We start from the raw sequence: 23,133 nt of genomic DNA on the forward strand, positions 1-23,133 counted from the left end.
CGATATGGCCGGAACTTTTGAGAAGATCAAACAGGCTTACAAGCTGTTCAAATCCATCGATTTTGAAAAACTGGACAAGCTGAGCCGGAAAGTGGACCTGCAAAAGGTCATGGATGGTTTTTCGAAGCTGGACGACAGTCAGCTGAAAGGCCTGATGAAAATGATGGATGGCGGGCAGAAGAAAAAAGAACTGCCGGAGATCAATGGCGACTTTTACGAGCTGCATTTGCGGTTGAGTGAAGAAGACAGGGCCGTGCAGCTGAAGGTGCGCGAGTTCATGGAAAAAGAGATCAAGCCGCTGGTGAACAATTACTGGCTGCACGACGACTTTCCCCACGAGATCATTCCAAAATTCGCGGAGCTGAACCTTTGCGGCGTAACCTATAAAGGGTACGGCTGCCCCGGAAAATCGTTCCTCATGGAAGGCATCATCGCCATGGAAATGGCGCGGATCGATTCGTCCATCGCCACTTTTTTCGGCGTGCAGAGCGGCCTGGCGATGGGCTCCATTTATATGTGCGGCTCCGAAGAACAGAAACAGGAATGGTTGCCAAAAATGCAGCAGATGCAGGTGATCGGCGCGTTCGGGCTTACTGAGCCCGAAGTTGGTTCCGGCGCGGCAGGCGGCTTAACGGTAACGGCTAAACGCACTGCAGGCGGATGGGTGCTGAACGGACAGAAAAAATGGATCGGCAACGCGCCGTTCGCCGATGTGACCATTATCTGGGCGCGGGATACAGACGACGGCCAGGTAAAAGGTTTCCTGGTTCGGAAAGGCACGCCCGGCTTTAACGTGGAGAAGATCAAAGGGAAAATGGCGCTGCGCATCGTGCAGAACGGGCTCATCACGCTGACGGATTGCGTGGTGGAGAAAAAAGACCGGCTGCAAAACGCCAATTCCTTTAAAGACACGGCCCGCGTGCTGCAAATGACGCGCGCAGGCGTAGCCTGGATGGCGGTGGGCTGTGCGCGCGGCGCATATGAGAACGCGCTGGATTACACCCGCAAACGCAAGCAGTTCGGCAAACCCATCGCATCGTTCCAGCTGATCCAGAACCATCTCGTGGAAATGCTCTCCAATCTCACGGCTATGCAGTCGCTGGTGTTTCGCCTGTCTGAACTGCAGGACCAGGGCCTGCTCCGTGATGAACATGCTTCCCTCGCCAAGGTATTTTGTTCCCTGCGCACGAGAGACATCGTGAGCAAGGCGCGTGAAGTGATGGGAGGCAACGGCATCCTGCTGGAGTACGACGTGGCGCGGTTTGTAGCCGACGCCGAAGCGATCTATTCTTACGAAGGCACCAAAGAGATCAATTCGCTGATCGTAGGCAGGGCGATCACCGGTTTCAGTGCATTCGTATAAACGATATTCTTTTTAGAAAGAGCGCCCCTGGAAGGCGCTTTTTTTTTGTCCCGAAGTCCCCCGGTATTTGTCGCGACAGGCTCCGTGAAGAGACGGTGAGAGGTCTTAGTTTTATAGTCCAAAAACGGAACGTATGGCTTTATTACCCAAAATAGGAGAGAAAGACCCCAGGTTTGACGTGCTGCTGCGCAGGAATTTCAACAAACGTTTTACCGGCAGGCCGGAATACATCAGGCTGGCGGAGAAACCTGAAGACGTAGTGGCGGCCGTGCAGGAAGCGTTAAACGACGGCAAACGCCTTTCCGTGCGTAGCGGCGGGCATTGCCTGGAAGGATCGATCCGTATCATGAGCTATTTTGGGCATTGACGGGCGCCGGTGGCGGGTATTACGGCATCGTAACGAAATTCTGGTTCAGGAAACATTGCGTGAGCAGCGGCAATCCGTGGGAAGGCGTGAGTGAAGAAACTTCGTGCGGCTGGTGAAAAATTATTGTAGCGGATGCGAGCAAAACAGCCGGTCGGGAATGCCCGAGGCGACTTTATACAACCTGCTGATGTTACGCCGTTTGCAGATCGGCTCGTTCGCAATGTTTGGCCTCAGCACTGCGGAAACGGATGTAGCGGCGCTTTGCAGGAAACATGTGGATGCGGTGAATGAAGGCGCCGATCCTGCGTTCAATACTTCGGGCCTTCACTACAGCGCCTTTTACTGGAAAGAAAATTATCCGCGGCTGCAACAGGTAAAGATGCGGTATGATCCTTTGAACATCTTCAAACATGCGCTTTCCATTCAACCGCTACAATAAAACGAAAAAGGCTGCGGAAATCGCAGCCTTTTTTATGGTTAAACGCTAAGAAAGATCATTCGGAACGCAACGAGCGCATCGGGTTCATCAACGCGGCCTGCACCGAGCGATAGCCGATTGAAACCACCGCCACCACTACCGTTACAAGGATCGCCAGGGCAAAGATACCCACGCCGATCCTGATGCGGTAAGCAAAATTCTGCAGCCAGTCGGTCATTACATACCAGGCCACCGGCGCGGCGATCACGAACGCGATCAGCAGCAGTTTGCCAAATTCTTTGCCGAACAGCCAGAGGATATTTTGCACGCTGGCGCCCAGCACTTTCCGCACGCCCACTTCTTTTGTTTTTTGCGCGGCCATGAAAGACATGAGGCCGTAGAGCCCCATGCAGCCTATCAGGATCGCAACGGCCGCGAAAAATTGTATGAGCCGCAGCAGCATATCGTCCAGCTGGTAAAACCGCGCGATCTTTTCGTCGAGGAAATCATATTTGTAAAGGTGATCGGGAAACGTTTTGTTCCAGGCGGCTTCGATGGCCGGCATAGCGGCGCTGAGGCGGGATGCGTCCACTTTTACGGCGCAGCGGCCGTACCAGCCGGTGCCGCTGGTAAGACAAATGGGAATGATCGGCTCATGAAAGGATCGGTTATGGAAATCCTTTACCACGCCCACGATCAGCCCCTGGCTGCCATCTATTCTTACCGGCTGGTTGATGGCTTGTTCGGGAGAAGAAAGACCGAGTTTTTTTACCGTGGTTTCGTTGACGAGATACTCTTTGCTCGTGTCGATCGGGGAGAGATTGCGCCCCGCAGCCAGCTGCAGGCCGAATACGGGCACGTAGCGCGCGTCAGCGCCTTTGAGATAGATGGAGAAGTCTTCGGATTTTTCCCTGCCCGCGTAACGGATATTGGTGATGTAGGTTTCGTGCCCGGCGGGCTCTTCCCCGCAAAAAGTTAGGCCTTCCACGCCGGGAGCCGCCGCCAACAGGGCGTTGAGCGTGCCGGTGGAAGCCTGGTCCCGCACCGGGACGGGCAGCATCACCATCGCGTCTTTCCTGAAACCGAGATCGGCCTGTTTGGCGTAGCGCATCTGGTTGGCGATCACCAGCGTGCCGATGATCAGCAGCTGCGAAATGGCGAACTGGGTTACCACCAGGCCTTTCCGCACATTCAGCCCGCCGGCGTGGCGGTGCGAAAGTTTTCCCTTTAACGCTGCCACCGGCTGAAAGCCGGCAAGGATAAGCCCCGGGTAGGAACCAGCGAAAAATATCACGGCCAGCAACAGCACCGGCAAAAAGAGCATCAGCTGCACGTCGCTGAAAAGATGAATGCTGAGTTGCGTGCCGAACAATTGATTGACGTATGGCAATATCGAAATAGATAACACAAAAGCCAATACCATGGCCGTTGTGGCGATAATGGCCGTTTCGGTGATGAACTGCCGGAACAGTTGCAGGCGCAGGCTGCCGAGCACTTTTCGTATGCCGATCTCTTTGGAGCGGCTCAAAGCCTGCGCCGTGGCAAGGTTGATGAAATTCACGCAGGCCGTGATAACGAGGAACAACCCCGTGAGTGACAATGCCCAGAGATGCTGCCTGTCCACCTTTCCGTCGATGCCCGTGTTGAAATGTATGTCAGATAAAGGCTGCAGGCTGAACCGGAAACGATTTTCCTGCTGCGGGTTGTAATGTTTATCGCTGAAAGCCGGTAATACGTTTGCCGCTTCCGCCGCCGTGGCGCCGGGTTTCAGGCGAAAGTACGACTGGTGGATGGCGGATGTCTGGTACCAGTTGTCTTCCGCGAAACCACGGTGGAAATCGTGAAGGTTTTGATAGGAGAGATAGACTTCCTGCCGGCGGTCTGTATTGGCGGGCAGGTTTTGCAGGATGCCGGTGACCCTGAATTCCAGCTTGTTGTTGTTGAACCGGTTGATCACGCGGATGCTGCGGCCGATGGCATTTGTATTGCCGAAATATTTTTCCGCGATCCGCTCCGTGATCACGGCGGTATTGGGCTTGGCCATCAGGCTGCCTTTGGCGAGCGGGTAATGCATGATGCGGAAAAAGGAGGGGTCAGCGAATGAAAATCCCGCTTCTTCCTGGAATTTTTTAACGGAAACTTCCTGCGGCACGCTCACGAGCTGATCTTTGAAAGTCGCTACCCTGCCTGCTTCTTCGATAAATGCATAATCGTTGCGCATGGCTTCCGCAAGCGGCGGCGGAACGCCTGGCTGCCAGGTCATCTGCCCGCCCTGCACAGCTGTAAGCACGCGGTAGATGCGTTCTTTCCCTTCATGGAAATTATCGAAGCTCAGGTGGAATTTTACGAGGCTGAAGATAAGAATGGCGCAGGCCAGGCCCAGCGTAAGGCCGAGTATATTGACGAGCGTATAGGCTTTATTGCGTTGCAGCGTTCTCAGGGCGGTCTTGAAGTAGTTCATCAGCATAAAACAGGCGCAGCAAGAAAACTGCCATTTTACAGGGCTGGTGTATGTCACCGGGGATTAAAATTTTATATATTTTGATAGTTCTAATCTGATTCAGTCCCGTTCATTTCCGGACAGCGCGTGTTCAATAACATGCGCGGCGAGCCCGCGATAATCGTGTGCGGCGGGCAGGTTCATTTTCCCGGCGATCAGGGCGCAGATGTCTTCCGCGTGTTTTCCTTCATTGCGCAGGAAATGGATGGAAGTGTCGCCGGCGGATTTGGAGAGTTTGCGGCCGGGGCTTTCCGTCAGCAGCGGGTGATGGTAAAATGTGTTTTGTGAAAAAGATGAGCCGGGAATAAAACGCGACAGGTAAAGCTGTGCCAGCGTTGAATCCCAGAGGTCCTGTCCCCGTACGACGAGGTCTACGTTGTAATGGTCGTCGTCTGCCACGGAGCTGAGCTGGTACGCCGGGAATCCGTCTTTTTTCTTCACGACGAAATCTTTCACCGAAAGCGGCAATGTAGCCTGAATGGATTTCCCGGACAGGGTTTGAACGTTCAGCACCGTTTCATGATCGGTGCGGAGCCGCCAGCTGACGCCGGGCTGCTGCAACGGAATGTCTTTGCAGGCGCAGGGTTTGGCGGCCGCCAGTTGTGAGCGCGAACAGGCGCAGGCGAAAACCCGTCCGCTGCCGGCCAGTTGATCCAACGCTTTTTCGTATAACGGCATGCGGTGGAGCTGGGAGAAATTCGCGTTAAAATCCTCCGCATCCATTGGCCCTTCCTGCCAGGGAATGCCCATAAAACGCAGCGTGTCGAAAATATCCTGCACGTACGGCGGCCTTACGCGGTCGCGGTCCATATCGTCTATCCGCAGCAGCGTTTTCGCACCGGTACGCTCTGCCAGCGCTGCGGTAACGGCGAAAGAAAAAAAGTTCCCCAGGTGCAGAAACCCGCTGGGCGTAGGCGCAATTCTTGTTCTGGAAAGATTCATCAAATGTTGTTGATGCTGCAAAATAACAGTTTGTCCCGAATTGCCACCTAACTTGTCATTACCGCCCACCTCTTAATCGAACGGATGAACGGATATTTGTAAAAAAAGAAATCATATGGAAGCGGATATCAGGATCGCAGCAGACGACGCCATCACTGAAATGGCGGGACTTCTGGCCTCATGCAGCCAGGAACAGGCCAACCGGGTACCTTTCTCCGGCAGCTGGACGGCAGCACAGGTAGTAGAACATATGCGCATATCGATCAGCGGGTGCATCGAGCTGCTGCAGGGCGGCGCCAAACCCACCACACATCGCTCGCCCGACGCCAAGGTACCGGACCTCCAGGTATTTCTCGATTACAACATCAAAATGGAATCGCCGGATTTTGTACAGCCCGAAGACAAAATATACGACAAAGAAGCATTGAGCAAAGAGATGGAAAAGCTTCGCCGCGAGCTCAACGGCACGCTGGGCGGCAAAGACCTCAACGAAACATTAACCGGTTTCGATTTCCCTTTCCTCGGCGAATTGACGCGAACGGAGTTGGTGCATTTTGTGGCATGGCATACAACGCGGCATAACAGGCAGTTGAGGAAGATTGTGGGGGTGTTGAAGGGAGGGGAGGCGTAGTTGTTCATGGCCTCTAGTCCACCTTGTATCGGCCTGCACCGGCCTTGATCGGCCATATGTTCGCCTTGAGGGGTGGAGATAAGTGCTCTCAAAAGTCGCAGCTTTATTTTCTCCTCCATAAATGCAGGACTGAAAGGCAAATGCTTCACTGAAACCTTAACGGATTTTGACTTTTATTTCTCCGCGGAGCCGACGTGGCCGAGCTGGTGGTTTTTTGGTGTATCATACGCGAAAGCATAGTTGGTAATTGAGGGAAATTTTGGGAGGGGAAGTTGAATGTATTATTGTACAATATATTTTGTTGCCGATAGTCTATTAGCCTCTTGTCTCAGGAGCCTTGTAATAGGCATTATATTGATTTTTATCAAATACATTTTTGTAAGTCTGATCAGTTGGAATTGCATTCAATATACGTTGACATGATTAATTCGCAATGATGCCTAAGCACGCGAATAAACCAATTGGTCTGTGATTTGCTTTCATTTTTAAAAGAGAATATTGACCTTTTGTATTTTATAAAAAATTCCTATCTTCAATTCGAAGCAAATCACAATAAGGATTATTCCGTAGTGAAAACTATTACAAGAGTCCCGCGAACAGCGGGATTGTTGTTTTTAGGGATGTCTCATAAGTAAAGGCGACTTAAACATTTGAAAGGGATTTGTGCACCCTATTTTATCAAAAAATAAAACTTCTGCTTGTTAATCATCTGTTAATGAGTGATATTTGACTGCGCGATTCTTAAAGTGAGTCTCTCTGACAACAAAATATCAGCATCGCCCACACCGGCGTATGCATACCGGGTAGTTTAACGAAATTATTTATCATTCTTCTTCCTCATAAACACCGGCGCAAAATCAAAAGTAAGCATGCCGCGAAGATCCCGGTCGGGGAGGCCTTCTACATGCTGGTCTATCTTGTAATATTCAAGCCCGAACTTCACCATGTCGAAAAATGTAAGGCGCGTAAGTACGCCGTACATGTCCGGCGATTGTGCATTGAAGGGGTCTTGTTTGCCGTAATTGAAAGTTGCGTCTATCCCGGTGCTGAGCGGCAGCGGGAAGTTGGGAGCGTTAAACCTGCGCGACAAGGCAAGGTTCGTTCTGAAATCGAACGCGCCGGGCTCTTCGCCGGAAGGCAACAGTCCGCCGGCTGCGGCGCCCAGCTGGAATTTCCATTTGTCGTTGTCGAGTATGTCGAACCCCGCCGCTGCGTTGAGGCGGCCGCGGTAAGGCGAAGGAACGTCCGGCCGGTAATCCAGCTCGCCGGTGAGCTGCATTAAGCTGAGCGGGCCGATGTTTTTCATCATGAAACCCGCGCGGGCATAGGTTTCCAAAGCAGACGAATCGCTGAACCGCGCACCGCCTTCCAGCAGGCCGTAATAACCGGCGGCGCCGGTGTAAAGGCCGCCCATGAACTTGTGTTTTTCGTCCGGTGCGGGTTTGCCTTCCGCCTGCTCTTTATGTGAATACGAGAAATATGGGAAAAACTCGAAGCCTTTGTATTTGGGTTTGTCTTTTTCATTCTCCGGGTATTTACCCAAAGCCGAAGCCAGGTTGAATCCCAACCCCAGGCTCCATTTTTTTTCTTCGGCTTCTTTGTCGGTGCCGGAATATTTTAATTCGAATTTCTCCGGCGCATCCAGGAAGGGCGATTTCCAACGTTTGTCCGGGATATTGTTGAGCAGGAAAGGCCGCTTGAAACCTGCCGGCGGCTCGGTGTATTTGCCGGTGGCAGGTCCGATCAGCGAACTGAAATCCAGCTCGCTGCCCATCAGCGCGTTAAGGCCCACCATGCCGCCCTGCAGCAGCGCGCCGGTGATCAGGAAAGTTGGAAGATTGTCTTTCGCGTAAGCGGGCAGGTCGACTGACAGGTATTTTTTCATGTCTTTATGCAGCACGATGGAAGCAAGACTGATATACGTGCCGGAAGTGCCGGACAATTGTTCCGCCATTTCGAGCCCCTTCGAAAAATCGACTTTGCTGCCGTACGGCGACGTGGCTTTTAATTGCAACGCGTAAAACACGTTCCACAAAGCCATGATCTCGTTAGACAGCAGTTCCTGCCCGAACGCGGGATCGAACACGATACTGGTGCCGAATTGTTTGGAACGGTAATAGGAATCCTGCCAGCGTTTCGGGAATTGCAGCACGAGATCGTCGAAGATGCTGTAGAAGACGTGTGGCTTTTCAGGCGCCGGTTCTTTCTTCGGTTCCTGTTTGGGAGATTCCGCCCCTTTATCTTCGTCCTGTTTCTGTACGGTATCCGGTGCGGCTTTGCCGGGTTGGAAAAACGGGTCGGGCACGCCGCCGGGGCCGAAAAACGGCTTTGTTTGTGGGGCGCTGCCTGCCGTATCAGGTGTATGAACGGGTTTGCCCATGGGGTTGGATTGAAATTTTCGGGGTTAAATACACCCTGAATTTCCGAAAAAATACCCAAACCGCGCGGATAAAATCTTCCTATTGCGCCGCCACCATGGAAGGCGCCATGCCAAAGGCCTTTTTAAAGGCGTAGGAAAAATGCGAAAAGTCTTTGAAACCGACTTCCATGTACACATCCGAGGTTTTCCAGCCTTTTTCTTTCAGCAGCACGTAAGCGTCTTCCAGGCGTTTTTGCTGCAGCCAGCGGTTAGGCGAAGTGTGATAGATCTTTTCGAAATCGCGTTTGAAAGTGGCGAGGCTTCTGCCGGTGAGATAAGCGAACCGCGCAATGTCCACATTAAAACGGTAATGTTCGTTCATGTACGCTTCCAGGTCGATCTTGCCCGGCTCGCTGAAGTCGAACAGCACGTTCTGCAGTTCGGGATTGGTTTCGAGCAGGATCATCGCGGCTTCGCGCACTTTGATGTTGGTAAGCGCGGGATTGATGACCTGCCCGCTATCCATGTAAGGTTTGAGGGAACTGATAAAACTGCTGAAAAGATTATGCGGCCGGAGGGTGATAATGCCGTCGCCGGTGTAGGGTTTGCGGACGGGAAGATGTAATTCGTTACTCAGCGTTTGCAGCGTGTTTTTGTCCATCAGCACGCTGATGGCACGGTATTCGCCGCCCGCGGGCGGATGTTTTACGAACCGGGCAAGCTGGTTTTTCCGGAAAAAACGGTAATCGCCTTCACCGAAAAGATATTTTTTTCCGCCGGCGAACATCTCCATGCTGCCGGACATTACATAGCTGAAAACATGTTCCGGCACAAAGTTTTCCCCTTCGCGGCTCAGGTGCGAATAACAGGCATACAAAATATGCGGCTTCTCCAGATCTTCCATATGTTCATGTTAATTCGGAACGGCATTATTGCACAAATCTATGCAACAATACCGTTCCGCTGAAAAAGAGGTTTACATTCCTTTGGCTCTCGAAACAAGAGCATTGGCTTCGGATTCGAAAAAATTCTCCGCATCGTCCGCATCCGTGGAAACGCTCACATGTTTCCAGGCGGCGGCTTCCGCGTCGCGGGCGGCGTTGGCCTGTTCCAGCAATGCTACCGCCTCGCTGCCGAATACCAGGTGTACCGGCGGGCTGGGGTGGGAGGCCAGGTCCACAATGGCTTTGGCGGCCTTGTCCGGATCGCCCATGGGCTTGAACTTCCCGCTGGACAAGATCTCTTCGATCACGCCGATATTCGTTTCATACCCTTCCACGCCCGGCGCGAAGGTCATGGAGCTGCCCGCCCAATCGGTACGGAAACCGCCCGGTTCTACGCTGGTAACATGAATGCCCAGGTGCGCCACTTCTTTGGCGAGCGCTTCGGAGAAGCCGGCCACGGCGAATTTGGTGGCATGGTAAATGCTCAGCCCTGCATTGCCGAAACGGCCGCCAATGGAGCTTACCTGTAAAATGCGGCCCGAACGCTGTTTGCGCAGGTAAGGCAATACAGCGCGCGATACTTCAATGGGGCCGTAAAGGTTCGTTTCGATCTGGCTGCGCACCTGCTCGTCTGTATACCCTTCCGTGGCGCCGGTAATGCCGAAGCCGGCATTGTTCACCACCACGTCGAGGCGGCCGAAATGCGCCACGGCGTCTGCCACGGCCCGGCGCACCTGCCCGGCGTCTGAAACGTCCAGGCGGAGGGGGAGTATTTGACCGGGATACTTTTCTTCGAGGTCTTGTAACTGAGCGGTGTTCCTGGCGGTGGCGGCTACCTTATGGCCGGCTTCCAGCGCGGCGGCGGTGATGCTGCGGCCCAACCCGCGGGAACTTCCTGTGATAAACCAAACTTGTGTCATTGTGATAAGTATTTACTGCAAAGTAAGGCCGTATTTCAAGCCGCCATTTTGTTAGAAAGCTCAATTTATTTTGTTAAAAAGCTCATGTTTGGGGGAACAAATAACATTGGGGTCTATGAGATCCACCCGTTTTGAATTAAATTCATCCTTCGTTACAATGTAAACCTTGCAATTCCTATGTCTTTACAATTATCCCGCACCTGGAGCTCCGGTCAAAAGCTGCTCTTCCGGTTCTTCTTCGTTTTTTTCGTGCTGTATATTCCTTTTTCCTTTATCCCGTACCTGGGCGAAGGATATGAATTTCTCTGGCGCCAGGCCGTGCCCTGGGTGGGGGAGCACGTGCTGCACCTGCCCGGTAAGATCACGATCTTCACCAATGGCAGCGGCGATACCACTTACGATTATGTAAAATTGTTCTGCATGGCGGTGCTGTCTGTTACGGCTGCGCTGGTTTGGTCTGCGGCGGACAGGCGCCGCCGGAATTACGATGCCCTGCATCACTGGCTGCGCGTGGGTTTGCGGTATTATATGTTTTATATGATGGGCGTGTACGGTTTCGCGAAAGTGTTTCACCTGCAGATGCCTTCCCCTTTCCTGTCGCAGCTGGTGCAGCCTTTTGGCGACAAAAGCCCGATGGGCCTGGCCTGGTCGTACGTTGGGTTTTCGGCGGCGTTCAGCGCGTTCGCCGGTTGGGCCGAAGTGATCTCGGGCATGCTGCTGCTGTTCAGGCGTACCGTGCTGATGGGATCGGTGCTTTGCGCGTTCGTAATGCTCAACGTGGTAGCGATCAATTTCTGTTTCGACGTGCCGGTGAAATTATATTCCTCTTTCCTGCTGCTGGTCTCGCTGTTCCTGATGGCGCCGGACATGCGGCGGCTGGGCAACCTGTTCCTTTTCAACAAAACCGTACAGCCGAAAGTATACCGCACTTACCTGAACAAACGCTGGCTGCGCATTACGGCCGGCGTGGTGAAATTCCTGTTTATCGGCCTGGTGCTGTATTCGCAGGTAGCGAACTCGATGAGCGGGGCCAAAAGATATGGCGCCGCCGCCAGTCGCCCGCCGTTGTATGGCATTTACAACACCGAACTGCTCGTGCGCAACCACGATACGATACCGCCGCTGATGACGGACACTACGCGCTGGCGGCAGGTCATCATCCAGTTCGCGAATTATGCGCAGGTGAAACTGATGAACGATTCGCTGAAAGCCCTGGCCTTCGATATAGATACGACGGCGAAAACCGCAACGGTATTTACCCCGGGCGATACTTCGCGCAAAAACGTGATGCGTTATACGCTTGATTCAACCTATCTTACGTTGGATGGCGTACTGAACAACGACACCGTAACATACCGTTTGAAAAAATTCGATCACCGCACTTTCAGGCTTGTTAGCCGCGGTTTCAGATGGGTGAACGAGTATCCGTATAACTGGTAAAACATTCCGTTTTCATGCCAGACGGGACCAGTACCGGCCGTTACGGATGTAGCGGCCGGTATTGTTTTGTTGGCATCTTCGCCCGGCGTGCGTTATAACATGCAATCCATTTCATAAAAACCCCGTGCGCACCATGCAAATTTGCACAAACGATTGCGCATTTTTCGGATCGATTCCTGACTTATATTTGAATTGTCAACCAGCGATATCCTTGATAGTACAACTGATTAGCACAAACTGAGAGAGAAAAAATACGCAAGCACAGACGTCGTAAAAACGATTCATCCTTTTAACGTTTTCATACGGGTGGTGGTGTAAAACCGCCGCGGGACTGTTATTTGCTACTCTTTAAAAATTGTAAGCACTTTGATGATAAGCATCGCCATAAGCAGCCGTTAGATGCTACTCTTTATTGTTTTCTTTTAACACAACATTATCCTTCCCTGCCAACCGTTTTTTATTTCTGTATGCTGAACACGAGTTCGGGGAGAATCTCTTCGGTATAAAACTCGTCTGACTGTTCTTCGTGCATCGCGCGGATAATCAGTTCCATGGCCTTTTCGCCCTGCCTGAACGGAAATTGTTCAAGCGATGCGGCGGGCGGGAATGCGATGTAACTGGTAACGGGGAGATTGGCGTAGCTGGCGAAAATAATGTCTTCGTTCACTTTCACGCCCTGCTGCTGCGCGTAGCGCGCCGCATCCATATGTACATAATCGTTGAAGCTGATAATAGCCGTGGGCGGCTTTTTCAGGCGAAGCAGCCGCGCAACCGCCGCGGAAGTTTCTTCGCTGGAAAGGTCCGTGGTTTCCACCAGCTGCATATCCACCTTGATCTGTTTTTTCGAAAGCGCTTCGATGTAACCCACCAGTCTTTCCTTGCTGGCAGGCATACTGTCCGGCCCGTTGATCAGCGCGATGCGCCTGTGTTTGGCGGCCAGCAGCCAGTTCACCATCTGCACGGTGCCGCGGTGCATGTTGCAGAACACTTTATGCGCGCTTTTAAACGGCGGCACCCTGTCGAAATACACGACGGGAATTCCATATTTATTGAGCGATAAAAGGTGTTCGTAATTAACGGTGTATTTGCTGAGGGAAATGATCAAACCGTCTACCCGTTGCTTTTTCATAGCCGCCACAATCTTTTTTTCCTGTTCGGGATCGTCGAGGCTTTGCCCGAAAAGGATGGTGTAATCCTGTGCGATGGCGGCCATTTCGATGGCGCTGATGGCGGAGGAAAAAAAATCTTCGCGGATGAAAGGGAGAATGACGCCAATAATGGAAGTGCGTTTCTGTTTGAATGAAATGGCCTGCGAATTAGGCTCGTAGCCCATGTCGCGGGCAAGCGCCTGCACCTGCATCCGCATTTTCAGGCCAATGCGCGGGTGATTGCCTAATGCTCGGGATACGGTAGAGGGCGACACTTTAAGTTTTTCAGCTATATCCTTGATAGTGACAACACTACTTTTCATATCGGACTAAAAGATAGTGAAAATATACCGCCAGCAGCAATATTATTTTGCCGGCGCCGGCGGCTGCCGGGCCGTCAAATGGTATAAAAAACTACTATTTCAGCGCCGCTCAGGCAAGCAGCTCTTTTGCTTTCGAGGAAATAAGATCGGAGATCATGCCTTTGAAAAAAGAGAGGGCAAAAGGAAGCTCGCCCTGGATATCCACGCTTTCAGGATTTACCTGGATGCCGCCGGAAATATCGAAACCCTTGATGTTAAAGGAGAAAGTGGCATTGTCGCCTTCCCAGTTCTCTTTTACGTCGGAAACTTTGTCCGCCTGCTGTTCTTTCAGGTTGGTCAGCAGTTTTTTGATCCTTTCCTGTGCTTCTTCTTTCGGCAGCTGATGGGGAATATTTACGTTGAGTGTGGACATCTTTGCTTGAAATTTCGGGCAAAGGTACAAAATACGGGCCGGCTTGCGCTTTCCGGCGGATACAAAAAGCGCCCCTTTGCGGAGCGCTTTTTCAGAAACTATTTTACATGCCCTCAGCGGCCGCTTCTTTTGGCGGCTTTGGCCCCGGGCGCTTTATTTGCAGCGGTTTTACGGGCCGTCGTTTTTTTCTTTTTAGGAATGACGATCTTCTGCGTATCGTCGGCCGTTACCTCGCGGGTGATGTTCCTGCCGTAATCGTTGCCGAGATTGGGCCCGCCTTGTTCGAGCCCGCTGCTGCCGATGGTTCTGCGTGCCATAACGATCATTTAAATGAACAATACGTTTCCGTGTAAAAGCGGCCAAAACTGTGCCACCCGTACGGTTGATCGTATTTTTTGTATTTTGATCAGCAATCCGCATGTTATGAAGATCCGCTTCCTCCTTATCCTTTGTTTCGTTTCAACATTTTGCCAGGCCCAGCTGCGCGTGAGCGATAACGGCCGTTACCTCCTGCGCGACGGTAAAACTTTTTTCTGGCTGGGAGACACTGCATGGGAGTTGTTCCACCGGTTGAACCGCAACGAGGCTGACGAATACCTCAAACATCGCGCGGAACAAGGGTTTACCGTAATCCAGGCGGTGCTGCTCGCGGAATTCGACGGGCTGGCCACGCCCAATGCCAACGGCGATCTTCCTTTGCAGCACAATGATCCCGCAAAACCCAACGAGGCCTATTTTAAATATGCAGACACATTGATCGGCCTGGCCGACCGTTACGGCCTGGTGATCGGGCTGCTGCCCACCTGGGGCGACAAAGTGTGGAAGTCGTCGTGGGGGAAAGGCCCTGAAGTGTTTAACCCGCAGAACGCCCGCGTGTACGGCCGCTGGCTGGGCAAGCGGTATGGCGGCAGGAAAAATATAATATGGATACTCGGTGGCGACCGCAACCCGCAAAACGATACGCATGTAACCATCTGGCGCGAAATGGCCGCGGGCATCCTGGAAGGGGTGGGGAAAGAAAGCCGCCCGCTTATTACTTTTCACCCTCAGCCCAATGCCGCCGGCTCAGCGGAATGGTTCCATAACGACAGCTGGCTGAGCTTCAACATGTTCCAGAACGGCCATTGCAGGAATACGGCGGTGTACGACAAGATCAGATCCGTATACGACCGCGAGCCGGTAAAACCTGTACTGGACGGGGAACCGCTGTACGAAGACCATCCCGTATGTTTCAACGCCGCCGACCTCGGCACTTCCTCGGCGTACGATGTGCGGATGTACGCCTATCTCGATCTTTTTGCCGGGGCTTTCGGTCATACTTACGGCTGTCATGACATCTGGCAGTTTTATGCCGAAGGGAGGGAAGCCGTGAACGGGCCGCATGTGTATTGGCGGCAGGCGATGGACTTGCCGGGCGCGAAGCAAATGGCGTTCGTGCGAAAGCTGATGGAGGCATCACCGGCGGAGGGCCGTGAGCCGGACCAGTCGCTGGTGAAGGAAAACGGCCTGCCGGCGGCGGTGCGGGTGCAGGCCTTGCGGGGGAAAGATTATGTTTATATCTATACCTGTACGGGCCGGGCGTTTACGGTGAACCTGGGCCGGGTAAGCGGCGCGAGGCTGCAAACGGGCTGGTTCAACCCGCGCAACGGGCAATATAAACCTGCTGAAATGATTGATAACCATGGGCAACATACTTTCCGGCCGCCTTCGTCGGGTTACGGGCAGGATTGGGTGCTGGTGCTGCAGGATGCGGCGCGTGCTGTCACTTTATAACCCATCTCTCTTTTTTACGATTCCCGCTTTGTTTTATGATCAGGACTATTTCATTTGTGAAAGCTTTTTCTTTCGCTATATTTCATATTGTGTTTTGAATAATTATTTTTATTTTAATTTTGTTTAATTTCGTTTTTTCTCTACTTTAGCATTGTCCCTTTTGAAGATGAGGTCGAAGCAGACGGGTTCCACGATATGTCCGGCTGAAAACCGGGTATAATGCATCATTAGCAAGGATTTCCGGGAGTTTCCGGCTTGGAAGCCGGGTTTTTTAGAATTTCACGTATGCCGCCCGGCCTTACCGCCGCAGGCAGGTTGTCAATTTTCCGTACCAGTTTATTTAAGTCCCTTTAAAGTAACAGACCAAAGTCAGTAACGCTATGAATGTAATACGTCGCTTTTCCAGGAATGAGCCGCAGTGGACTATTCTGTGCCATTTCCACACATTTTCCCCCGTCCCTGCGGAATTATCGGGACTTAATAATCACTTAACATTGACTTTAAAACGGCTCCGCCTACCTTTGCGGCCAATAAATAAACTGAAATTTTAAAACGTTTTTAAAACTGCATCGTCGTTTCCATCTTTTTCATCTGTTATAACGGGGTTATAATTACTTACAAAATTTTGTTGAATGAAACATTTTTTCCTACTTATCTCCGGCCTGCAATTGTTTGCCAGTAGCATTGCGTTTGGTAAGGCTGACATCAAACATCCTGGCGCTTCTTTTCCGGAAGCCAAAACAACGGAATATGCTGCGCCCGCTGCATACCAGGCAGATTCCAATATTGTGGTGAGAGGTAGAGTGACGGATGAAAAAGGAGAAGCCCTGATCGGGGTGAACATCAAAACCAAATCGGGTGGCAAAGGCTCGGTAACCGGCCCCGACGGTACTTATACCCTGATTATTCCCGGCAGCAATTCATTGATATTTTCGTTCATCGGCTACCTGCCGCGTGAGTTTGCCGTTACCAAAACGGAGCGCCTTGACGTGCAGCTGCTGCCCGACCCCAAAAGCCTCGACGAAGTGGTGGTAACTTCCCTCGGTATCAAACGCGACGAAAAAGCGCTGGGTTATTCCGCTACCGTGGTGAAAAACGAACAGCTTACCGATGCGATCTCCAATAACTGGACGGACGCGCTTTCCGGCAAAGTGGCGGGCCTCAACCTGATCCGCTCCGGCGGCGGCCCTACCGGTTCCAACAAGATCGTGCTGCGCGGTGAAAGCAATCTCACCGGCGTTACCGAAGCGCTGATCGTGGTAGACGGCGTGGTGATCAACAACGCCAGCGGCGCGCGCACAGCGGTTTCCGGCGAAAGCGTATACGGTACCGGCAGCGACAACATGCCCGCGGATTACGGCAGCGGCCTGAACGATATCAACCCCGACGATATTGAGACCATCACCGTACTGAAAGGCCCCGGCGCTGCGGCGCTGTACGGTCAGCGCGGTGCAGGCGGCGCATTGATCATCACCACCAAATCGGGCGGCGGTAAAAAGAAAGGTCTTGGCGTAACCGTCAATTCCAATGCTTCCCGCGAATACGTGAACCGCTGGCCCGACCTGCAGTTCGAATACGGCCAGGGCCTCGAAGGCATGAATTATTATTCCTACGGCGCATCGGCAGACGGCGGCAGCACCAGCGGCACCAGCTCCGCCTACGGCCCCCGTTTCGAAGGCCAGAACTTTTTCCAGTACGACCCGAAATTGCAGGGCGTGGGCAAAGAAAGAACGCCCTGGGTTGCTTATCCGAATAAAGTGAACGAATATTTCCGCCCCGGCGAAACCTATACCAACTCCGTGAGCGTAGACGGCAGCACCGAAAAAACATCGGCCCGTTTCTCCATCACCAACGTGAACAACAGCTGGATCATGCCCAACACCGGTTACAAACGTAACACCGTAGCATTGTCCGTCAATTCAAAAGTGAGCGACAAGCTGCAGATCGCGGCCAAAGTGAACTATACCAACAAATCCAGCGACAACCTGCCAGGCGCCGGTTATGGCAACCAGTCCATTATGTACTGGTACATCTTCTGGCAGCCGAACGCAGATCTCGACTGGCTGCGCGATTACTGGGTAACCGGCGATGAAAAAAGGAAGATCAAATTCCCTTTCAGCAGCTATCCTGAAAACCCTTACGCCGTGGCGTACGAGTTTATCAACGAATCCAACCGTCATAACGTAACAGGCAACATCTCGGCTACGTATAATTTTACGAAAGACCTGAGCCTGATGGTGAGAACCTCGCTGGACATGGCTTACGAAAACCGTGCGCAGAAGCGCCCGTACGACGCAGGCACCAAACTTTCCAAAGGCAGCTACCGCACGCAGAACATCTTCGGTATGGAATCCACCACCGACTTCCTGCTGCGTTACAGCAAAAAGATCGGCAAAGACTTCGACATCTCCGGCACGCTCGGCGGCAGCCTTCTGCGGAACAATTATACGAAGGATGAATTACGCGCGGATTCGCTGATCATCCCCGGCGTTTACAGCATGGCAAACGCCGCGGGCACGCTCGTGACCATGCCTTTCAGCAGCAAATACGCCATCAACAGCGGATATGGAATGCTGGCGTTTGGTTATAAAGACTACCTGTTTGTAGACTTCACCGGCCGCCAGGACTATAACAGCGTATTGGCGACCCCGCTACGCTCGGATGGCGCGGGTTTTATGTACGGTTCCGCCAACGCCAGCTTTGTGTTGTCTGAAGTAGCGAAACTTCCCGAGGCCTTCAACTACGCAAAGATCAGGTTCTCCGCTTCCAGCGTGGGCAGCGGCAACACCGCGGCTTATCTCACGGCCTACACCTACGAACGGGCCGGCGGCCTTTCTTCCGGCCTGCAGAACCCGACCCTGCTGGCTAACCCGAACCTGAAACCGCTCAGAACGAACTCCTATGAAGCGGGCGTTGCGGCAAAAATGTTCAAGAACCGCCTGGGCTTCGACGTGGCAGTTTATACAGGCGCCACAAAAGACCAGCACCTTCGCCGTATTGTAGACAGGGCTTCCGGTTACAACCAGATCCTGATCAATGCCGGCAAGGTAAGTAACCAGGGTGTTGAAATTGCACTGAACGGTACGCCGGTTTCTTCCCGCAGCGGTTTCAAATGGACCTCCAGCGTTGTGTTTTCGGCTAACAGGAACAGGGTTGAAGAATTGTTAGACAGCTCCGTGGTGCTGAGAACCGGCCCCGTGGGCGGCGGCCAGATCGTGGCCAGCGTAGGCGGCAGCATGGGCGATCTTTACGGAAGGGGATATGTACGCTCCCCCGATGGCCAGATCGTATACGATGCGAGAACCGGCTTCGCGCTGATCTCGCAGGATGTGGTATATCTCGGCAACACCATCCCGAAATGGAAACTGGGCTTCACCAACGAATTTTCTTACAAAGGTTTCCGCATCGGCATCCAGTTCGACGGGCAGTACGGCGGCGTGGCGCATTCACTGATGCACTACAAACTCGCCGAACAGGGTAAACTGACCAAAACGCTGCCCGGCCGTTACAACGGCATCATCGGCAACGGCGTGGTAATGGATGCAGACGGGAAATACCGTCCCAACGACGTGATCGCTACCGACATCGACGAATATTACCGCTCGCATTACGGTATCGACAATGCGGAAGGCAGCACTTTCAGCACCAACTTCATCAAATTCAGGGAAGCCCGCATCGATTATACGCTCAATGCGCGCATGCTGAAAAGACTGGGCCTGCAAAAAGCTACCCTGGGCGTTTACGGCCGTAACCTGTTCATCTGGTCCGACTGGCCGATATTCGATCCCGAGTTCGGTACCATGTCCGGCACGGATATCGTTCAGGGCTTCGAAACCGGTCAGTTCCCGTCTACCCGCACTATGGGCTTAAACCTTACTGTTGGATTTTAATTTGAAAAAGAATGAAGCGAATCATCTATAAATTATCGTTGGCAGCAGTTTTGATCAGTATGATCGTTACTTCCTGCACCAAAGACTTCGAAGAAATCAATACAAACCCTAACAACTCGCCGGAGGCGCTGCCGCAGCAATTGCTGCCGCCCGCGCTGATAAGCACGATGGGATATCTCCAGCTGCGCAACCGCAACTTCAACAACGAACTGATGCAGGTGACCGTAGACGCCAGCGACGCGGAAGGTAAAGTATTCAGGTACGATTTCCGTTCCAACTGGGCCGATTATCTCTATAACGGGCTGTATTCGGAGCTGACCAATATCAAGGACGTTTATAAGAACGCCCATGAAAAAGACAGCATGACCTACAAGGGCATTTCACTGATCTGCCAGTCCTGGATGTATTCCATCCTCAGCGATACTTACGGCGACGTGCCTTATTCCCAGTCTAACCTGGCGAAAGAACAAGGCATTTTCGAGCCGGTGTTCGACAGCCAGAAAGAGATCTATCTCGATATCTTCGAAAAACTGGAAGAGGCTAATACCATTCTTTCCAGCGGAGCCCCTACGCTTGTAATGACTTCCGCGGACCCCATTTATGCCGGCAACCCGGCCTTGTGGCGCAAATTCGGCAACTCGTTGTATCTCCGCCTGCTGCTAAGGGTAGCGCATAAATCAGACGTATCGGCGGAAGTGATCGCCAAGATCCAGGACATGCTCGGCGCCAGCGCCAGCAAATACCCGCTGATCAACTCCGTAGCCGAATCGGCCGTGTTGAAATGGACCGGTGAGGGAGCGCTTGTATCGCCGCTGATGAGCGTGCGCGCGCAGGATTATTCTTCTCCCGCTATCGCCGAGTTCTTTATCAAAAACCTCGTTTCCTGGAACGATCCCCGCATCGACATTCCCACATGGGGCGGCGGCACCGCCAACAGGTGGCGCATCGCACCTTCGCAGGGCGCTTACGTTGGCGTTCCCAGCGGTTACGCGCCAGGAGAGAACCCGGTGAAACGTTCCTATTTCTATTCCACCACCAGCGCCCTTACTTTGATGAACGATGCCATGACCGGCCTGATCTTCCCTTATGCGGAAATAAGGTTCATTAAAGCTGAGCTGATGGTAAAAGGCATCATTACCGGCAACGCGGGAACGGAATACCTCAACGGCGTGAACGCCGGTATTCAATACTGGCTGCCCGCATGGCCCACCGCCAACACCACCACTTATCTTACAGATGCGGACATCCAGTGGGACGATGCATATACCGAAGAACAAAAAATGGCAATGGTCCATTTGCAGAAATATTACGCGCTCTTTTTGGTAGACATGCAGCAGTGGTTTGAATACCGCCGTACCGGCCTCCCGGTGCTGCCGAAAGGCGCAGGTTTGAGGAACGGCGGCGTGATGCCCGCAAGGATGACCTATCCAGTGTACGTGCAATCCACCAATCCTACCAATTACAAACTGGCCGTTGCGGCCCAGGGACCGGATGTGATTTCCACACAGGTATGGTGGCAGAAACCGTAATGCCTGATGATCAAAGACTAGTTGTTACGCACTAAAAAAAGCATAATGAAAAAAACGCTCATATATTCATTCCTTTTACTGTCGCTGGCCTTCCTGTGGGGCTGCGCGGACGATAATTATCCCGGGGCGCAGGTAAGCCCCTACTTCTCGATGTACGATCTCCGGAGCCTGTACAAAGGGGAAGACGTGACGCTTACCAAAGACAAAATGTTCGGTTCGGACAAACTCACCGGCGTGGTAGTATCCGACCATTCGGCAGGCAACCTGCCCGCGGGCCTGTTGTGCATCCAGGATGCGCGCCGCATCGGCCTTCGCGGCATCTCCATCGATCTCGGCGCGGCCGCGGCCAACTATGTTCCCGGCGATTCCGTTATCGTGAACGTGGAAGGCGCTACGCTGAAAAGAGTGAACACCGTGCTGCAGGTAACCGGCGTAACGGCGGACGATATCACCAAAGTAGCGTCCGGCAAGCCCATTGCGGTAAACCGCGTACCGGTGAACAAGTTGCTGGCTAACCCGGACAACTACGAAAGTTCCCTGGTAGTGATCGTAAAAGGCGGCTTCGACCCGCTGCCACAGCCCGGCGATAAACTGTCCGGCGATAAAAAGCTCAACGACGGTTTCGGTTATGTGAACCTGCATACGGAGGCCACCAGCCCGATCGCCAACGTGGATGCACCCGTGCTGGCCAACTATTATTGCATTCCTTTCAACAAACAGGTAACCGAAGATTCCGTGGCGCCGCAGCTGCATATGCGCACGCCGGACGATGTGGTGCTGCTCAGCTCGGACATTACCATTGCACCGGTGATCATCACCGGCATGGTGACCGACGTTAAAGGCGGCGACGGCAACTACGAATACTTCCAGCTGATGGCTACCCGCGACATCGACTTCTCCGTAACGCCGTTCTCGCTCGTAACCACCAATAACGCAAACGCCTCTACGCCCACCGGCCCCCCGATCGCAGGATGGGCCACCGGCAGTATGCGCACGTTTAAATTCAACCTTACCACCGGCCACGCGGCAAAAGGCACCTTCTTTTATGTTGGCGGCTCCGGCAGGAAGATTAACGGTTCCGGCTCTACAGACATCTCATCTTCCAACTGGATCAGGTATTTTAACTACACCAACACCGACGGCGACGGCTTCGGCAACAAAACCGGCGGCCTGATGGCGAACAGCGGCAACGCCTGCGGCGTGGCAGTGTTCGAAGGCACGAACATCACCGTGGATTCCCGCCCGGTAGACGTGCTCTTTATCCACAACGGCGGCAGCCTCTGGGGTGCTGGTCCTCCCGAAAGAGGATACAAGATCACCAACACGGATTATTACGATATCAAAAATCCGATCACCCTCGAAAGCCAGGCCTATTACACCAAAGGCTCCAATATGCTTTGCCTCGGTTACAATACCGCGGACGTGGGTTTCTGGTACATGCTCGGCGGTGAGTACAACGTCACCCTCGGCCGCTGGATGAAAGCACGCCAGCATATCAATTTCGAAATGACCAAACAAACGACCATCGAAGAACTGGAAGGCGAAGGCGCCACCAAGCTTTTAGAATAGATTTTTTGCCAACTTTCGGAGCAAAGGGTTACCCGATCAGGGGTAGCCCTTTTTTGTTTCGTTTTCGTTGTATATTGTGATGTTGAATAACGAAAACGAAATACATATGCGGATACAAACCCTGGTACTTTTCCTCGCGCTGCTGTGCACCGGATTGCTGGCTGGCGCTTTTTATTACGGTGCGCTCAATATGGTGCCCGCTTTTTATGATGTGCCGCCCGCCGTGCACCTGGTGTATCGTGTGCACTTAATGAAATACAATTCCGCTTCCATGCAGGCCGTTATGGCATTGGGTTTCGCGATGCCGCTCTGGTTTGCCTGGCTGGCGCGCAAGGAAAAGGCAGCCCGCGACCTGGCCATGGCGGCGGGTTTGCTTGCCGTCACGGCGTTGTTGGTCACCCGGTTTGGCAATGTGCCCATCAACGGCCTGATACGCAGCTGGCCGCCCGAAGCCCCGCCGGAGGGATGGCTGGAGCACCTCCGCCGCTGGAACTGGTTTAACCTCGCGCGCACGCTGGCGGGCGGGGGAAGTTTCGTGGCGATGATCTTTTGCGTGTTGAAATACCGGAAAATAACCGCTATAGGGCCGCTGGTATAAAATAATT

Annotated in this window: 18 protein-coding genes; 10 read left to right on the forward strand and 8 right to left on the reverse strand. The window is 52.9% G+C overall.

All coding sequences use genetic code 11. The annotated features are described in order from the left end of the window. The first annotated feature begins 4 nt into the window (after positions 1-4). The 3 genes from J7I43_RS03525 (at position 5) to J7I43_RS03535 (ending at position 2,169) form a co-directional block, all read left to right on the forward strand. Positions 5-1,363 (forward strand): acyl-CoA dehydrogenase family protein, encoded by a 1,359-nt coding sequence (locus tag J7I43_RS03525; protein ID WP_209143296.1) that lies wholly within the window; start codon positions 5-7, stop codon positions 1,361-1,363. Between the two features lie 133 nt (positions 1,364-1,496). Then, positions 1,497-1,730: an FAD-binding oxidoreductase gene (locus tag J7I43_RS03530; protein WP_209143298.1), complete on the forward strand. Its 234-nt coding sequence runs from the start codon at positions 1,497-1,499 to the stop codon at positions 1,728-1,730. Positions 1,731-1,887: 157 nt separating this feature from the next. Beyond that, positions 1,888-2,169 (forward strand): BBE domain-containing protein, encoded by a 282-nt coding sequence (locus tag J7I43_RS03535; protein WP_209143300.1) that lies wholly within the window; start codon positions 1,888-1,890, stop codon positions 2,167-2,169. Positions 2,170-2,224: 55 nt separating this feature from the next. Here the strand turns inward: J7I43_RS03535 and J7I43_RS03540 are convergent, their stop codons facing one another. Then, positions 2,225-4,666, reverse strand: coding sequence for an ABC transporter permease (locus tag J7I43_RS03540; RefSeq protein WP_209143302.1), 2,442 nt, complete (start codon positions 4,664-4,666; stop codon positions 2,225-2,227). 42 nt (positions 4,667-4,708) lie between these two features. Beyond that, positions 4,709-5,590, reverse strand: a complete 882-nt coding sequence (locus J7I43_RS03545; protein WP_209143304.1) for a glutamate--tRNA ligase family protein — start codon at positions 5,588-5,590, stop codon at positions 4,709-4,711. Between the two features lie 115 nt (positions 5,591-5,705). Here J7I43_RS03545 and J7I43_RS03550 point away from each other — a divergent pair, with 115 nt between their 5' ends. Continuing rightward, positions 5,706-6,221, forward strand: coding sequence for a DinB family protein (locus J7I43_RS03550; protein WP_209143306.1), 516 nt, complete (start codon positions 5,706-5,708; stop codon positions 6,219-6,221). Between the two features lie 817 nt (positions 6,222-7,038). On the opposite strand, the gene J7I43_RS03555 is transcribed toward J7I43_RS03550, so the two are convergent. The 3 genes from J7I43_RS03555 to J7I43_RS03565 all read right to left on the reverse strand — a co-directional run bounded on the left by J7I43_RS03555 (position 7,039) and on the right by J7I43_RS03565 (position 10,444). Further along, entirely contained in the window at positions 7,039-8,601 is a 1,563-nt protein-coding gene (locus J7I43_RS03555) for a hypothetical protein (RefSeq protein WP_209143308.1), read from the reverse strand. A gap of 79 nt (positions 8,602-8,680) precedes the next feature. Beyond that, positions 8,681-9,484 (reverse strand): AraC family transcriptional regulator, encoded by an 804-nt coding sequence (locus J7I43_RS03560; RefSeq protein WP_209143310.1) that lies wholly within the window; start codon positions 9,482-9,484, stop codon positions 8,681-8,683. 72 nt (positions 9,485-9,556) lie between these two features. Then, a complete protein-coding gene (locus tag J7I43_RS03565) occupies positions 9,557-10,444 on the reverse strand; it encodes an oxidoreductase (RefSeq protein WP_209143312.1) in 888 nt (295 codons plus the stop codon). A 177-nt stretch (positions 10,445-10,621) separates the two neighbouring features. On the opposite strand from J7I43_RS03565, the gene J7I43_RS03570 reads away from it, so the two are divergent. Continuing rightward, positions 10,622-11,884, forward strand: a complete 1,263-nt coding sequence (locus J7I43_RS03570) for a hypothetical protein (RefSeq protein ID WP_209143314.1) — start codon at positions 10,622-10,624, stop codon at positions 11,882-11,884. 457 nt (positions 11,885-12,341) lie between these two features. On the opposite strand, the gene J7I43_RS03575 is transcribed toward J7I43_RS03570, so the two are convergent. From J7I43_RS03575 to J7I43_RS03585, 3 genes are all read right to left on the reverse strand, one after another. Then, a complete protein-coding gene (locus J7I43_RS03575) occupies positions 12,342-13,355 on the reverse strand; it encodes a LacI family DNA-binding transcriptional regulator (RefSeq protein ID WP_209143316.1) in 1,014 nt (337 codons plus the stop codon). A 109-nt stretch (positions 13,356-13,464) separates the two neighbouring features. Beyond that, complete coding sequence (locus tag J7I43_RS03580; RefSeq protein ID WP_209143318.1) at positions 13,465-13,767, reverse strand: polyhydroxyalkanoic acid system family protein; 303 nt, start codon at positions 13,765-13,767, stop codon at positions 13,465-13,467. Positions 13,768-13,880: 113 nt separating this feature from the next. Continuing rightward, a complete protein-coding gene (locus J7I43_RS03585) occupies positions 13,881-14,084 on the reverse strand; it encodes a hypothetical protein (RefSeq protein ID WP_209143320.1) in 204 nt (67 codons plus the stop codon). Positions 14,085-14,190: 106 nt separating this feature from the next. On the opposite strand from J7I43_RS03585, the gene J7I43_RS03590 reads away from it, so the two are divergent. From J7I43_RS03590 to J7I43_RS03610, 5 genes are all read left to right on the forward strand, one after another. Then, positions 14,191-15,540: a glycoside hydrolase family 140 protein gene (locus J7I43_RS03590; protein ID WP_209143322.1), complete on the forward strand. Its 1,350-nt coding sequence runs from the start codon at positions 14,191-14,193 to the stop codon at positions 15,538-15,540. A 632-nt stretch (positions 15,541-16,172) separates the two neighbouring features. Further along, on the forward strand, positions 16,173-19,430 hold the full coding sequence (locus J7I43_RS03595; protein ID WP_209143324.1) for a SusC/RagA family TonB-linked outer membrane protein: 3,258 nt from the start codon (positions 16,173-16,175) through the stop codon (positions 19,428-19,430). An 11-nt stretch (positions 19,431-19,441) separates the two neighbouring features. Then, positions 19,442-20,959 (forward strand): SusD/RagB family nutrient-binding outer membrane lipoprotein, encoded by a 1,518-nt coding sequence (locus J7I43_RS03600; RefSeq protein ID WP_209143326.1) that lies wholly within the window; start codon positions 19,442-19,444, stop codon positions 20,957-20,959. A 45-nt stretch (positions 20,960-21,004) separates the two neighbouring features. After that, positions 21,005-22,528, forward strand: coding sequence for a DUF5689 domain-containing protein (locus J7I43_RS03605; protein ID WP_209143328.1), 1,524 nt, complete (start codon positions 21,005-21,007; stop codon positions 22,526-22,528). 106 nt (positions 22,529-22,634) lie between these two features. Next, positions 22,635-23,126, forward strand: a complete 492-nt coding sequence (locus J7I43_RS03610) for a DUF1772 domain-containing protein (RefSeq protein WP_209143330.1) — start codon at positions 22,635-22,637, stop codon at positions 23,124-23,126. Positions 23,127-23,133 lie beyond the last annotated feature (7 nt).

It is taken from the genome of Chitinophaga chungangae, from assembly GCF_017742215.1.
GTDB lineage: Bacteria > Bacteroidota > Bacteroidia > Chitinophagales > Chitinophagaceae > Chitinophaga > Chitinophaga chungangae.

What these genes read in the sequence shown, in the direction of transcription:
- J7I43_RS03525 (WP_209143296.1), top strand. Translation starts at nt 5, where the DNA reads ATGGCCGGAACTTTTGAGAAGATCAAACAGGCTTACAAGCTGTTCAAA.
- J7I43_RS03530 (WP_209143298.1), top strand. Translation starts at nt 1,497, where the DNA reads ATGGCTTTATTACCCAAAATAGGAGAGAAAGACCCCAGGTTTGACGTG.
- J7I43_RS03535 (WP_209143300.1), top strand. Translation starts at nt 1,888, where the DNA reads ATGCCCGAGGCGACTTTATACAACCTGCTGATGTTACGCCGTTTGCAG.
- J7I43_RS03545 (WP_209143304.1), bottom strand. Translation starts at nt 5,590, where the DNA reads ATGAATCTTTCCAGAACAAGAATTGCGCCTACGCCCAGCGGGTTTCTG.
- J7I43_RS03550 (WP_209143306.1), top strand. Translation starts at nt 5,706, where the DNA reads ATGGAAGCGGATATCAGGATCGCAGCAGACGACGCCATCACTGAAATG.
- J7I43_RS03555 (WP_209143308.1), bottom strand. Translation starts at nt 8,601, where the DNA reads ATGGGCAAACCCGTTCATACACCTGATACGGCAGGCAGCGCCCCACAA.
- J7I43_RS03560 (WP_209143310.1), bottom strand. Translation starts at nt 9,484, where the DNA reads ATGGAAGATCTGGAGAAGCCGCATATTTTGTATGCCTGTTATTCGCAC.
- J7I43_RS03565 (WP_209143312.1), bottom strand. Translation starts at nt 10,444, where the DNA reads ATGACACAAGTTTGGTTTATCACAGGAAGTTCCCGCGGGTTGGGCCGC.
- J7I43_RS03570 (WP_209143314.1), top strand. Translation starts at nt 10,622, where the DNA reads ATGTCTTTACAATTATCCCGCACCTGGAGCTCCGGTCAAAAGCTGCTC.
- J7I43_RS03575 (WP_209143316.1), bottom strand. Translation starts at nt 13,355, where the DNA reads ATGAAAAGTAGTGTTGTCACTATCAAGGATATAGCTGAAAAACTTAAA.
- J7I43_RS03580 (WP_209143318.1), bottom strand. Translation starts at nt 13,767, where the DNA reads ATGTCCACACTCAACGTAAATATTCCCCATCAGCTGCCGAAAGAAGAA.
- J7I43_RS03585 (WP_209143320.1), bottom strand. Translation starts at nt 14,084, where the DNA reads ATGGCACGCAGAACCATCGGCAGCAGCGGGCTCGAACAAGGCGGGCCC.
- J7I43_RS03590 (WP_209143322.1), top strand. Translation starts at nt 14,191, where the DNA reads ATGAAGATCCGCTTCCTCCTTATCCTTTGTTTCGTTTCAACATTTTGC.
- J7I43_RS03595 (WP_209143324.1), top strand. Translation starts at nt 16,173, where the DNA reads ATGAAACATTTTTTCCTACTTATCTCCGGCCTGCAATTGTTTGCCAGT.
- J7I43_RS03600 (WP_209143326.1), top strand. Translation starts at nt 19,442, where the DNA reads ATGAAGCGAATCATCTATAAATTATCGTTGGCAGCAGTTTTGATCAGT.
- J7I43_RS03605 (WP_209143328.1), top strand. Translation starts at nt 21,005, where the DNA reads ATGAAAAAAACGCTCATATATTCATTCCTTTTACTGTCGCTGGCCTTC.
- J7I43_RS03610 (WP_209143330.1), top strand. Translation starts at nt 22,635, where the DNA reads ATGCGGATACAAACCCTGGTACTTTTCCTCGCGCTGCTGTGCACCGGA.